The following is a 13,378-nucleotide window of genomic DNA, read 5'->3' on the forward strand; positions in this document are numbered from 1 at the left end:
ATCTCCACGCCGGAACTGGATTCCCGCCTTCGCGGGAATGACGAGCGTAGGTAGGGAATGTGCCGCGCTCGCCCCACTTGCGGACATGGGCACTTTCGTAGAAGCAAGCTAGCATGGCTTTGACGCCACCCAACGATGAATCATTTAGGGTATCGACTCGTCGGCTAATAGCGATGGGCCTGCTGACCGTTTGGTTCCCCTATATCTTTGTTTGGTTTATACAAAAACCCGGATATCCCAAATCATTCCGCCTTAGTCTCACAGCTTGGGCGGTTATTTGGGTAAGCTCCGCTATCCTGTTTTTGGCGATCAACATCGCCGGGTTTAACCCGCGCGGCTAAGCCCGCTTCCCTCCAAAGCTCACCATACCCCCATACCGCCATTTGCCCGGATCGGCAGCCAAAGCTCTGCCCGCAGCGAAACCTTCACTCCCCCGCCAGCACCCGCGCCGCCAGCCACAGGCGGATCGCACCGGCCAGACCCGGCGGGGTGTCGGCAACGATGCGTTCGGCATCGATTTGTGCGACCAGTGCGTTGACCGGCACGCCTTGCTCGGCGGCGACGCGGCGCAGCCAGTCCCAGAACAGCGGTTCCAGGCTGATCGAGGTCTTGTGCCCGGCGATTTCGACCGAGCGTTTGACCGGGGGGTGAAAGATTTCGGCCATGCGGGACAAACCGGCGGCAGGGCGTGCCCTGCCGCCTGGCCGGTTCAATACATGTGTTGCCCGCCGTTGATCGACATCGTCGATCCGGTCACAAAGCCGCCTTCGTCCGAGGTGAGAAAGGCGACACCGCGCGCGATTTCCTCGGCCTGGCCCAGGCGGCCCACCGGAATCTTGGCGACGATCTTTTCCAGCACCGGCGCAGGCACCGCGGCAACCATATCGGTGTCGATATAGCCCGGCGCGATGGCATTGACGGTTACGCCATATTTGGCGCCTTCCTGTGCCAGCGCCTTGGTAAAGCCGTGAATGCCCGATTTTGCGGCGGCATAGTTGACCTGGCCATATTGCCCGGCCTGCCCGTTGATCGAACCGATGTTGACGATGCGCCCCCACCCGCGTTCGCGCATGCCCGAAAAGGTCGCCTTGGCCAGGTTGAAGCACCCACCCAGATTGACGCGCATGACTTCGTTCCAGTCGTCGAAATTCATCCGGTGCAACACGCCGTCGCGGGTAATCCCGGCGTTGTTGACGACGATGTCGACCGGCCCATGCTCTTCGGCAATTGCCGCCACGGCCGCCAGTGTCGCCTCGTGATCGCCCACATCCCAGCGCGCGGTCGGAATGCCGGTCACTTCGGTAAAGGCGCGCGCCCTCGCCTCGTTGCCGGTATAGTTGGCCACAACTGTCCGTCCCTGGGCCTTCAGCGCGATACTGATCGCTTCGCCGATTCCCCGTGTCCCACCCGTTACAATCGCCACTCGCGCCATTTCAGATCCTCTTCGGCATGAATGCCCCGTTCGGCATCACCGCTACGCTACGACCGCGACGATGCTGCGACAAGGCATGGATGAGACTGTGCGATGCCCGGCGACGGCCTGCAATTGGACCCCAGTCGAAGAATACGTATCAGCGTGGCAAAACGCGGCGAACCGCCGCGATGATGCGGCAGCGCGATTGGAACAAAGTAAAAGGTGGAAGCGATGGCCGTGACACGGCCGCCGGATCAGAAGCGGAACTTGGTTCCGACGTAGATCGCCTGGCTGTCCTGGCGATGATCTGTCATCGCGCGCAACTGGTCGCGCTCGGTGGTGTACCGCAGACCGGCGGTGACATCGAGGTTGCCGATCAGGCGATAGCTGCCGCCCATCTTGACCTGATAGTCGCCCTGCGTGCCCAATGTGCGCGGCGAACGACCGGGCGCAGCATTTTCATCCGCAGCCACATCCGCCGACAGGCGGGGCGTCGACGAGAACGAACCGGCCGACGGTTCGGCCGTCGTTGCCGCCAGCGAGAACGTGCGCAATTCGCTGTTGTCGTGCGGCAGATCGTGGATCACGTTGGACGAAGGCAGTGCAAAGCTTTGATACCCGCGCGCCATGCCCAGATTATAAGCCACCGGCGTGATCCGCACGGCGGCAAAGCCGGCGCCCGCGTCGGCCTGCGCTGAATGACTGGCAAGGAACTGCGTGTGTTCACCGGTCACGCGCACGGCCACTGTCACCGCGCGATCGGGTCGGTTGTCCATCCCGGCGGGGGTGAAACGAAACAGCCGGCCATGGGTCAGCGCGCGAATCGCCCCTTGCGTCACCAGCCGGGGATCGACCGAAGCCGGGGTGAACGACCCCAGTGCCCCACGCGCCGCCAGACTGACCGGCAGCGATTCGGTGTTGCTGGAAAAGGCATTGACCATCGTCGGCGCGGCGAACACCGAGGCAAGGACCAATCCGGCGCAAATCACCGGCGCGCGCAGAAACCGACGAAAACCGCCGTTCTTTCTGCCTTTGCCCGTACCCGCACGCATGATCGTCTACCTGCTCTTTCGCTCTATCGCCAACCGGATGACCACCAATGTGATGACCAAACCGAACATTTCAAGGACAACGCGCCCTCAACCGCGCTTCGAACAATCACGTGTTTCACAACACCCGAATCCCCGAAAGCGCCTTGCCGGATCGCTCGTGCGCCTTTGTTATGCCGCCGTATAGTGGCAATGCGTCGATCCATCCAGATATTGCCGCCCGCGATGACGGTTCCTTGGCGAGTGTTGCAGCCAGTCCACATACGAGCCCGGCGCGCAATGCGCTTGCCGCCGATGGCGACTGGGTGTTAGAGGCCGTGCCCGGGACGGTGCTGGCCGCCCCTGCCCGGCGAATGCGTGCACTATGCAAGGTGTATCGCGCAAAGGGCGGGCGGTGGCTTGTCCGTTTCGGTTTGTGCCCGGCCCTGCACCCGATGTGCCAGCGGCCCGCACCAGCGAAGGACAGGATTGACAGTGACGTTGAGCGCCAGCCCCAAGACTATCGGCCACTATGCAGCCACCGCCACGCGCGCCTTTGCCATCGCAGCAGTGGTCGTTTCGCTGGGCGCCTGCGTGCATCACCGCCCCCAGAAGAAAAAGCTGGCCGAAGAAGCCCAGATGGCGCCCAGCAAAGTGACCCAGATCGGCGTCAATTCCTATCTGTGGCGCGCAACACTCGATACATTGTCATTCATGCCGCTGTTGCAGACCGACAGCAACGGCGGTGTGATCGTCACCGACTGGTATGCCAACCCCAAGAACCCCGGCGAACGCGTCAAGGTGACGGTGTCGATCCTCGATCAGGATCTGCGCGCCGATGCGGTGCGCGTTGCCGCCAGCCGCCAGGTTCTGCAGGGCAGCGTGTGGATCGACGCCCCGGTCGAAGCGGCCACCGTGCAGAGACTGGAAGACGTGATCCTGACCCGCGCGCGCGACCTGCGCCGCAAGACCATTCGCGGATAAGGATTTTCGCGGCACAGCGCATTTCGAAGGCGGCATCGGCGCCGCCTTCGACGCTCGCCTTCTACGCCCGCCTTCTACGGTTGCGTCATGACATGCCTCTCGCGTAGAGGGCTGTCATGACCGCAGACCGTTTCGATCCCGCCAGCGCCGATATCCGCTGGCAACAGGCGTGGGACAACGCCCAGACATTCCGCGCCGATGATAGTTCGGCCAAACCGCGCAGCTATGTGCTGGAAATGTTTCCCTATCCTTCGGGGCGCATCCACATCGGCCATGTGCGCAATTACACCATGGGCGACGTACTGGCCCGCTACAAGCGGATGATCGGGCACGAAGTGCTGCACCCGATGGGGTGGGATGCGTTCGGCATGCCGGCGGAAAACGCCGCGATGGAAAAGGGTGTCCACCCCGGCGGATGGACCCGCGACAATATTGCCAACATGAAGGCGCAGTTGAAACGGCTGGGCTTTGCGCTCGACTGGAGCCGTGAACTCGCCACGTGCGATCCCGACTATTATGGCCAGGAACAGGCGCTGTTTCTCGATCTCTATGCGGCGGGCCTGGTCTATCGCCGCGAATCGGCGGTCAACTGGGACCCGGTCGACCAGACCGTGCTGGCCAACGAACAAGTGATCGACGGGCGCGGCTGGCGTTCGGGGGCGCTGGTCGAAAAGCGCAAGCTGAACCAGTGGTTCCTCAAGATCACGCAGTTTGCCGATGATTTGCTGGCCGGGCTCGATACGCTCGACAAATGGCCCGAAAAAGTGCGCCTGATGCAGGAAAACTGGATCGGCAAAAGCCAGGGCCTGCAATTCGGGTTCGATCTGTCGAACGGCGACCGGCTCGATGTCTATACCACACGCCCCGACACGATCTTTGGCGCCAGCTTTGTCGCGGTGGCGGCCGAACATCCGGTGGCGCAGGGCATTGCCGCCGGCAACCCGGCCGCGCAGGATTTCATTGCGCTGTGCCGTCAGGGCGGGACCACCGCCGCCGAACTGGAAACTGCCGAAAAGCTGGGTTTTGACACCGGGCTGAGCGCGCGCCACCCGTTCACCGGCGCGGCACTGCCGGTCTATATCGCCAATTTCGTGCTGATGGATTACGGAACCGGCGCGATCATGGCGGTGCCCGGCCACGACCAGCGCGATTTCGATTTTGCGCGCAAGTACGGCCTGCCGATCACGCGCGTGGTCGCCCCCGATGCCGATCGCGCCGATGCGCCGTTCGGCGACGAGGCCGAGGCGGGCGACGGGGTGATCGTCCATTCGGGCTTCCTCGATGGCCTGACCGTGGCCGCGGCCAAGGCGGCGGTGATCGGCCGTGCCGAGGGCGAAGGCTGGGGCCAGGGCAAGACGGTGTGGCGCCTGCGCGACTGGGGCGTGTCGCGCCAGCGTTATTGGGGCACGCCGATCCCGTTCGTGCATTGCGAAGTGTGCGGCGTGGTACCGGTGCCCAAAAAGCACTTGCCGGTCGTGCTGCCCGACGATGTCGATTTTTCGGTGCCGGGCAACCCGCTCGAACGCCATCCGACGTGGAAACATGTCGCTTGCCCGCAATGCGGCCATGCCGCGCGGCGCGAAACCGACACGCTCGACACGTTTGTCGACAGTTCGTGGTATTTCCTGCGTTTTGCCAGCCAGCCGGCCGATCGCCCGTTCGATCCGGCGATGATCGCGCAATGGCTGCCGGTCGAACAGTATATCGGCGGGATCGAACACGCGATCCTGCATCTGCTCTATGCCCGGTTCTGGACCCGCGCACTGGCGCATATCGGCCTGATCGAGCTGACCGAGCCGTTTGCCAGCCTGTTTACCCAGGGCATGGTGACGCACGAGACTTATGAACGCCGCAATCCCGACAACGGGCAACCGGTCTATTTCAGCCCGGCCGAAGTCGAACGCGGCGGCGATGGCGCGCGCTTGCGCGCCGATGGTGCCCCGGTGCAGATCGGTCGGGTCATCAAGATGTCGAAATCGAAAAAGAATGTGGTCGATCCCGACGAGATCGTCGCGCGTCACGGCGCCGATGCGATCCGCTGGTTTATGCTGTCGGACAGTCCGCCCGAACGCGACCTGCCGTGGTCCGAAGCAGGGATCGAGGGCTGCGCGCGGTTTGTCCAGCGGCTGTGGCGCCTGTTCGCCCAATATGATGCGGGCGCCAGCGGCGAAGATCGCGCCCTGGCGCGCAAGACGCACCAGACGGTCCATGCCGTGGCCGGGGATATCGAGGCGCTCAGCTTCAACAAAGCGGTCGCGCGGATCTACGAACTGACCGGCGCCACCGAAAAGGCCGCCCCGTCCGCCGATCGCAGCCAGGCCATCCGCACCATCCTGCTGCTGGTCGCGCCGATGATGCCGCATCTGGCCGAAGAGGCCTGGACCAGCATTGGCGAACACCTGATTGCCGATGCCGCCTGGCCGACGGTCGATCCGGCGCTGCTGATCGATGATGAAGTGACTATTGCCGTGCAGGTCAAGGGCAAGCTGCGCGACACGCTGGTAGTGGCCAAGGGCACCCCGCGCGAAGACCTTGAACGCCTGGCCCTGGCGTCGGACAAAGTGCAGCGTGCGCTGGAAGGCGCGGATGTCAAAAAGGTGATCGTGGTGCCCGACCGGCTGGTGAATCTTGTTGCGTAAGGCACGCGCGTGGAGCGCCGTGGTCGCGCTCGCTGCCATGCCGCTGGCAGGGTGCGGGCTGCAGCCGCTCTATGCCGGTGGTGGATCGGGCGTGGTCGCGCGCGATATCGGTGCGGTGGCGGTATCGCCGATTGGCGGCAAGGCCGGCTATCTGGTGCGCAACGCGGTGATCGACCGGCTCGGCGCAGCCGGCCAGAGCACGGCGCGCTGGCGGCTGGACGTGCGGCTGGATGAAAAGCTGACCGGGATGATCGTTCAGCCCGACAATTCGGTCAGCCGCGAACGCAGCGTCATGCGCGCGCGCTATCAGCTTGTCGATCTGTCGTCGGGGGCGATCCTGCTCGACACCACCGCCGATGCCGATGCCGGGATCGACGTGGTATCGAGCGAATATGCGGTGATCGCCGCCGAGCAGACTGCGCAGGAAAATCTGGCGAAAGATGTCGCCAACCAGATCGTCATCCGCGTCGCCACGCGCTTGCGACAGTTGGAAGCGGCTGGCCATCGCCCGTGAAGGCAACCGCCAAGACTTTGCCCGGAATGCTCGAACGGGCATTGCCCCAGGTCCGGGTGTTCTATTTTTGCGGCGCCGACGAAGCGGGCGCGGGCGATGCCGCCGCGCTGGTGCTGCGGCGGCTGGGCCCGGCTGAACGGGTCGATTTCACGGGCGCGGAGTTGAAGCGCGATGCGGTCAGACTGGCCGACGAAGCCCGCTCGACATCGCTGTTCGGTGACCGCCGCGTGCTGTTCGTCACCATGTCGGGGGACGAAGCGCACGATGCCATCGCCACGCTGATCGGCGATGCTGTGCCCGGATGGCCGGTGGTGGTGCTGGCCACCGGCGCAACCGACAAATCGCGCGTGGCCAAGCTGCTGGCCGACCGCGACGATGGGCTGGTCACGGTGTTCTATCCGCCCGACCAGCGCGCGGTGACCGACATGGTGCGCACCCTGGCGGATGCGGCGGGGCTGCGGCTGGGCGGGGCGATGGCCGAAACGATCGCGCAGGCGGCGGGGCTCGACACGCGGATCGTGCGCAGCGAGATCGACAAGCTGGCGCTCTATCTCGATGCCAGCCCCGAAAGCCCGCGCAGTGCCAGCGCGGCCGATCTGGCGGCGATCGGCACCGAGACGACCGACGACAACATGAGCACGCTGGTCAATGCCGCGCTGGGCGGCATGGTCGACCGGCTGGGGCACGAATTGCCCCGGCTGACCTCGGGCGACATCAACGCGGTGGGTCTGCTGCTGGCGTTCGAACGGCGCGCGGTACAACTGGCCGGGCTGGCCGCCAGGGCCGGACCAGGCGGCAATCTCAATGGCTTTCTCGATTCCGAGATCCAGGCCCGGCGCGTGTTCTTCCGCGACAAGCCCGATCTCATGTTGCAATTGCACAAATGGCGTGGCGCGCGGATCGAACGACTGGTCAGCCGGCTGGCCGCGCTGCACCGTGCCTTGATGCACGACAACACCGGCGCCGCCTTGCGGATGAGCCAGGCGATTGTCGAAATTGCCCGCGTCGCGGCGCGCTGAAAGGCCCGCGTCAGCCCGCGCCAAACTGCCCACATGGGGGGCTTTCCGATCCGTCCTGAACGCTTTGGCCATCGCCCGGGTCAACGGGTAAGGCCAGGTTAAGCATGGCAAGTGCCGAATTTCGCCAATCCAGCGCGTTAAGTCACGCCGTAAACAAGTGCCATATTTCGGAACACTATCGAGTCGGGGCGGTGCGAGGGATGGACAAGCGCGCATGTTTGGCTGCTAGTCGGGAACGCGGGCGAGCGAATGCTGTCCAACAATGAAAAAGATAAGTGGCGGGCAGTATGATGGGGTTCAGGTCGTGCATGATGAATTGAGTAGCAGGCACGGTGAGCCGTGTGGCACTTGCGAACAAAGCGGTTGCTCCGAATCGGATTATTACGTAGTTGTTTTTTCGCGATGTTGCAGAAACGCGCGGCTCCAGGTGGGTGCTGCTGGCGTAATCGTCGCGTTTTATCGCATGGGTCAGGGGCAGATATGACCGCACACACGGATCCTATCGCAGTGCTTGCGCGCGACCGCGACCCGACTGCTCAGTTTCATCAGCAATTCGTGCTGCCGCTGGCGCCATCGCTCGAACGACGCCGGCTCGAGGTCTATCTCGCGCTGATCGTGTGCGATACCCTGGGTATCGTGATGGCATTTCTGGCGGTCGGCCTGGCGCTGACCTGGCACAATGCGATGACCACGATGGCCGATCTGCTGGCGCTGTTTATTCCGCTGTACTGGACGGTTGCGTTCAACATGCGGGTCTACACCGTCCGATCGCTGATTTCGACGCGCCACGCCCAGTTGCGCGTGACTTATGCGCTGGCGGTGACGGTCACCGCGCTGATCTTCATGTTCTACATGGCGCATAGCCCGGTGCAGGTCGGGCGTCTGGCGCTCGAACTCGACGTGATGGCATCGGTGGTGGTGCTGGCCAGCGTACGCTCGGCCATGCGCGGCTTTATCATCCGCCGGTGCGGGCTGACGGCGGAAAACGTGCTGATCATCGATGACGGCGGCGGGACGGTCCAGATCCCGGGCGCCTGGACGATCCAGACGCGCGATCACAATCTGAAGCCCGATTACTGCGACCCGCACATGCTGGATCGACTGGGCCTGTTCATGACCAATATGGACCGCGTGCTGGTGACCTGCCCGGCCGATCGGCGCAGGGCCTGGGCGATGGTGTTCAAGGGTTCGAACATTTCGGGCGAAATCGTTGATCCCGATGTGTTGACGCTGGGCGTGGTGGGTGCCCGCCGTGCCAGCGCGTTTGGCACACTGGTGGTGTCGGTCGGGCCGCTCAGCCTGCAGGCCCGTGCCATCAAGCGTGCGATGGATCTGGCGGTGGCCGTATCGGCGGTCGTATTCCTGTTCCCGCTGTTGATGACCGTGGCACTGCTGATCCGGCTTGAAGACGGCGGCCAGGTGTTCTTTCGCCAGCAACGCCAGGGCCGCAACAACCGGCTGTTCTGGATCTACAAATTCCGTTCGATGCGCCCGCTGCAGCTCGATGCCACCGGCGCGCGTTCGGCCACACGCGACGACGACCGCACGACCACGATCGGACGCTTCATCCGGCGCACCAGCATCGATGAACTGCCCCAGTTGCTCAACGTGTTGCGCGGAGACATGAGCATCGTCGGCCCGCGTCCGCACGCGATCGGTTCGCTGGCCGGGACCAAGCGCTTCTGGGAAGTCGATCCGCGCTATCTGCTGCGCCATTCGCTCAAGCCGGGACTGACCGGACTGGCGCAAATGCGCGGCCTGCGCGGGGCAACCGATACCGAGGCGGACTTGCGCCAGCGCCTGCAGGCGGATCTGGAATACCTCGACGGGTGGACGATCATGCGCGATTTCCGGATCATTCTCGGCACCATCCGGGTCGTGGTGCATCACAAGGCTTTCTGATAACGGGCCAGACCGACGGTAACGCGAAAGACCACATCTTGCCCAAAGTGCTTATTACCGGATCGGCCGGGTTCATCGGCTTTCATCTTGCCCGCCTGTTGCTCGATGAAGGGTTCGACGTCGTCGGCTTTGACGCGATGACCGATTACTACGACGTCAACCTGAAGCGGCGGCGGCACGCGATGCTGCTGCAATCGCAACGGTTTCAAGCGGTTGAAGCGCGCCTGGAAGACAACGCCGCGCTGACCGAACTGTTTGCGCGCGAACGGCCCGATGTGGTGGTGCACCTCGCCGCGCAGGCCGGTGTGCGCTACAGCCTGGAAAATCCGCGATCCTATCTGGAAAGCAATCTGATCGGCACGTTCAACGTGCTGGAATGTGCGCGCGAATTTGCCGTCGGGCACTTGCTGATGGCATCGACATCATCGGTCTATGGCGCCAACACCGAAATGCCCTATGCCGAAAAGCATCAGACCGACCACCCGCTGACATTCTATGCCGCGACGAAAAAATCGACCGAAGTCATGGCGCACAGCTATGCCCACTTGTGGTCGTTGCCCACCACCATGTTCCGGTTCTTCACGGTCTATGGCCCCTGGGGTCGGCCCGACATGGCTCTGTTCAAATTCGTCAAGGGCATCCTCGAACAGACCCCGATCGACGTCTACAACCATGGCGAAATGTTTCGCGACTTCACGTATGTGACCGATCTCGTCCGCGGAATCAGACTGTTGATCGATGCCGTGCCGCAACGCGTGGACGATCCGGCAACCATCCCGGCGTGGGACACGCTCAGCCCGGTGGCGCCGTTCCGGGTGGTCAACATCGGCAATTCCGACAAAGTCAAACTGACCGACTTCATCGATTCGATCGAACAGGCCTGCGGTCGCAAGGCAATCCGTCGCTATCTCGACATGCAAAAGGGCGATGTGCCCGCGACCTGGGCCGATGCCACGCAGTTGCAGGAATTGACAGGCTATGCCCCTTCAACACATTTTGACGAGGGCGTGCGTGCGTTTGTCGCCTGGTACCGCGACTATTTCGGGACCTGACCGGCGGCCCTGGCCGCACGGGTGTTCGGGATTGCCGAACGCGGCGTGGCCGACGATCGCTGGCGGTAACCACCGAATCGGTTGCCACCCGGCCTGGCGCCATCCGCCGCCACCGCCCGACACGGGGTCGATCGAGCCCCATGCGAGGCCAGGCCCGGGCCACCCTTGTCCCGCCCACGGCTCTGCCAGTGCCCAACGTGCCGTAACGCAGCGGTTGCAAAGACATCGCGCACATGCCGCCAGGACCATGCAAAATATTGTTTTCATGCATTTTTTGAAATAAATGAGGGCATCATCCGGCGTGATGGGCGCACCTCCACCCTAATACGATGCGCCTGGGCTGCGGACCAATTCGCACTTGCGAAGTGAGTACAACTATGTAATATTGCTTAAATCGGATACTAAGCGAGTACGGAAAAATGCAGCTTCGGAAAATCGTTACGGGCATGTTGATTGCCTCGAGTTTGACCCTGAGCGCACCCGTGCTCGCCGCCCCCGCGCCGGATGCCGGGATGCTTGAAGGTGACGGTGGCGGTTTCGCCGGTGCAGCAGGCTTCGGCACGCTCGCATGGATCGTGGGCCTCGGTGCGCTGGCGCTGAGCATTGCCGCGATCGTCGATGCCTCGAAATCGCCGTGAACGCCTGACCAATTGACGGGGACCGGGCAATGCCGCGGTCCTGATCGAGCTCAGGATTTCGATAGACCCGCCGCGCAGCAATGCCCGGCGGGTTTTTCGTGTGTCGGGTGCGTGTCCGGTATGAACAGCGCTTTGCGCGACCTGGTATCAGGCATCATATCGCACCGGCGATCCCCGCATCGCGCGGCAGCCACACGGTAAACCGTGCACCCTCGCCTTCGCGACTGGACAGCGTGATCCTCCCCCCGTGCAGGTCGACCACCGCCTTTACCAGAAACAGGCCGATGCCAGTGCCAACCGTGCCACCGACATTGCCGCCGCGAAAATAGCGATCGAACACCTGGTCCAGCTCCGCCGCGGGGATGCCGATGCCATGGTCGGACACCACCACGGTCACGTCATCGTCACTGTGGTGCACCTCGACCGAAACCAGCACGCGCTCACGTGAATATTTGATCGCATTGCCGACCAGGTTGCTGAACAAATGGTGCAACAGCTTGCGATCGCCGGTCATCCGCAACGGAGCATGGTCAAACTGTTCGTGCACGAACGCAGTGGGCACCAGCTCGCGGTGCAGCGCACAGACAGCGCGCAGCACCGCGACCAGATCGAGCGGTGCGGGATCATAGACATTGTGCGGCCCGGCATCGGCCAGCCGGGCGTGATCGATCAGGTGGTCGATCGTGCTGGTGATCTGGCGCACCCCCAGCCGGATCGCGCGTGCGCGCTCACGCACGTCGTCGGGGCTCTGTTCGCTAGCCTTGCTCAGCAGACGCTGCGCCTGACCATCGATCTTGGCCAGCGGGGTGCGAAATTCATGGCTCGCCATCGACAGGAAATTGCGCTGCATCTGCGTCAGCCGCTGTTCCTTGGCCAATTCGTCGGTCAGCATCGAGGCATGATCAGCCAGCGCCCGCTGGCTGAGCGCCAGGTCGATGGCGTTGAGCCGAAACACATCGACCGCGCGCGCCATCGCGCCGATTTCGTCGCGCCGGTCACGCCCGTTGATTTCGACGTCCATATCCTTGTCGGCCAGCCCGCGCATGACTTGCGCCAGGTCTATCAGCGGTTCGGCAATCGATCGACGGATCATCACCAGCGCGGCGATGACCATCAATCCGGCAAAGATCATCGCCGCCAGATTCAGCGCGCGTGTCTGATAGAACACCGTGTCGGCGCGCCGCGCGGTAATCGCGGCGCTTTCGACATTGAGGTCGGTCAACTGGCCCAGCGTATCGCTGGCCGTGTCGTAGGCCCGGTGTGACGGTCCCAGGTAAAATGCCTTTGCTTCTGCCAGATGGCCGGCGTTGACTGCCGTCAGCACGCGATTGACCCCGGCGCGATAGGCGGCCCAGTGGCGCCAGAACAGCGCCACCGCCGCCGTTTCGCGCGGATCGTGGACGATCGCACCGTAGTTGCGATAGGCACGATCAATCTGCGCATCGAGCATGATCATTTCGCGCCCGATCGCCCGCGTGTCGCCCTGGCGGTCGGCCAGCAACAGGGCACCTTCGTCAGAGCGGAAATCGCTGGTGTAGTTGTTGAGATCGCCAAGATATTCGGTGCTGCGAAAGAACACGTCGCGCAAATCGTCGGAATACGTGCGATAATCCGACAGGCGCCAGATGCCGAACGAGCCGACCACGATCACCGCGGCAATCACCACCAGGAACACGCTGTAGAAACGCGTACGGACCGACACATGTGCCTGGTCGGTCATGCCTGGGTTCCGGATCGTACCGTGCTGTGCCATACCGGCAAAACGGTAGAGCATGGCGCCCCAAACCGTGAACCGGTTTTTCGCATCACAGGCGGCGCGCGGCGCGGCCTGGTGTCAATGGCGGCGGTAAAACGTCCCACCCTCGATGACTCCGCTGCGGGCGGTGGCACCACCGGCCGCGTTGCGCGTGACTGGCTGGATGAAATCGGTACCCGCGATCCCGTTGCTGCGCGCCACTGTCGCGCTGGTCCGGTTGGCCCCGGTGCGACTGATCATCGGCTGCGCCGCCCGGACCGGGACCACGCCGACGATGCCCGCGCTGTGTGCGGGGCTGTGCACCGCCTGGATCACCGTCTGATGCGGGTCCTGATGCCCACTGACTGCGCGATGCGCGGGCCTGGCGAGGGCTGTCCCCCCGAACACCACCGGACCAAGCACCGCGATCAGGATCAGGCGCGCGTTCATCGA

Annotated in this window: 12 protein-coding genes; 7 read left to right on the forward strand and 5 right to left on the reverse strand. The window is 63.5% G+C overall.

Going from position 1 to position 13,378, the window contains the following annotated elements:
- Window positions 1–425: 425 nt before the first annotated feature.
- The 3 genes from AQZ49_RS13985 to AQZ49_RS13995 form a co-directional block, all read right to left on the reverse strand.
- Window positions 426–665 carry a ribbon-helix-helix domain-containing protein gene (locus AQZ49_RS13985; RefSeq protein WP_197411045.1) on the reverse strand — a complete coding sequence of 80 codons (240 nt, stop codon included), beginning with the start codon at window positions 663–665 and terminating at the stop codon, window positions 426–428.
- A gap of 44 nt (window positions 666–709) precedes the next feature.
- Window positions 710–1,432, reverse strand: a complete 723-nt coding sequence (gene phbB / locus AQZ49_RS13990; RefSeq protein ID WP_067616722.1) for an acetoacetyl-CoA reductase — start codon at window positions 1,430–1,432, stop codon at window positions 710–712.
- A 236-nt stretch (window positions 1,433–1,668) separates the two neighbouring features.
- Window positions 1,669–2,466, reverse strand: a complete 798-nt coding sequence (locus AQZ49_RS13995) for a hypothetical protein (RefSeq protein ID WP_067616724.1) — start codon at window positions 2,464–2,466, stop codon at window positions 1,669–1,671.
- Window positions 2,467–2,937: 471 nt separating this feature from the next.
- Here AQZ49_RS13995 and AQZ49_RS14000 point away from each other — a divergent pair, with 471 nt between their 5' ends.
- The 7 genes from AQZ49_RS14000 to AQZ49_RS14030 all read left to right on the forward strand — a co-directional run bounded on the left by AQZ49_RS14000 (window position 2,938) and on the right by AQZ49_RS14030 (window position 11,190).
- Window positions 2,938–3,426 carry a DUF3576 domain-containing protein gene (locus AQZ49_RS14000; protein ID WP_067616726.1) on the forward strand — a complete coding sequence of 163 codons (489 nt, stop codon included), beginning with the start codon at window positions 2,938–2,940 and terminating at the stop codon, window positions 3,424–3,426.
- Window positions 3,427–3,542: 116 nt separating this feature from the next.
- Window positions 3,543–6,065 carry a leucine--tRNA ligase gene (gene leuS, locus AQZ49_RS14005; protein WP_067616728.1) on the forward strand — a complete coding sequence of 841 codons (2,523 nt, stop codon included), beginning with the start codon at window positions 3,543–3,545 and terminating at the stop codon, window positions 6,063–6,065.
- Window positions 6,066–6,102: 37 nt separating this feature from the next.
- Window positions 6,103–6,579 carry an LPS assembly lipoprotein LptE gene (lptE, locus tag AQZ49_RS14010; RefSeq protein WP_067617130.1) on the forward strand — a complete coding sequence of 159 codons (477 nt, stop codon included), beginning with the start codon at window positions 6,103–6,105 and terminating at the stop codon, window positions 6,577–6,579.
- A complete protein-coding gene (locus AQZ49_RS14015; RefSeq protein WP_067616730.1) occupies window positions 6,576–7,598 on the forward strand; it encodes a DNA polymerase III subunit delta in 1,023 nt (340 codons plus the stop codon). The genes lptE and AQZ49_RS14015 overlap by 4 nt, the downstream gene beginning before the upstream one ends.
- Window positions 7,599–8,078: 480 nt before the next feature.
- A complete protein-coding gene (locus AQZ49_RS22845) occupies window positions 8,079–9,500 on the forward strand; it encodes a sugar transferase (RefSeq protein ID WP_067616732.1) in 1,422 nt (473 codons plus the stop codon).
- Window positions 9,501–9,538: 38 nt separating this feature from the next.
- Complete coding sequence (locus tag AQZ49_RS14025; protein WP_067616734.1) at window positions 9,539–10,552, forward strand: NAD-dependent epimerase/dehydratase family protein; 1,014 nt, start codon at window positions 9,539–9,541, stop codon at window positions 10,550–10,552.
- A 419-nt stretch (window positions 10,553–10,971) separates the two neighbouring features.
- Window positions 10,972–11,190, forward strand: coding sequence for a hypothetical protein (locus AQZ49_RS14030; RefSeq protein ID WP_197411046.1), 219 nt, complete (start codon window positions 10,972–10,974; stop codon window positions 11,188–11,190).
- 154 nt (window positions 11,191–11,344) lie between these two features.
- Here AQZ49_RS14030 and AQZ49_RS14035 read toward each other — a convergent pair whose 3' ends face one another.
- Window positions 11,345–12,910 carry a HAMP domain-containing histidine kinase gene (locus tag AQZ49_RS14035; RefSeq protein ID WP_067616738.1) on the reverse strand — a complete coding sequence of 522 codons (1,566 nt, stop codon included), beginning with the start codon at window positions 12,908–12,910 and terminating at the stop codon, window positions 11,345–11,347.
- 114 nt (window positions 12,911–13,024) lie between these two features.
- Window positions 13,025–13,375: a hypothetical protein gene (locus AQZ49_RS14040; RefSeq protein ID WP_067616740.1), complete on the reverse strand. Its 351-nt coding sequence runs from the start codon at window positions 13,373–13,375 to the stop codon at window positions 13,025–13,027.
- Window positions 13,376–13,378: the final 3 nt, after the last annotated feature.

This window comes from Novosphingobium sp. FSW06-99, assembly GCF_001519065.1.
GTDB lineage: Bacteria > Pseudomonadota > Alphaproteobacteria > Sphingomonadales > Sphingomonadaceae > Novosphingobium.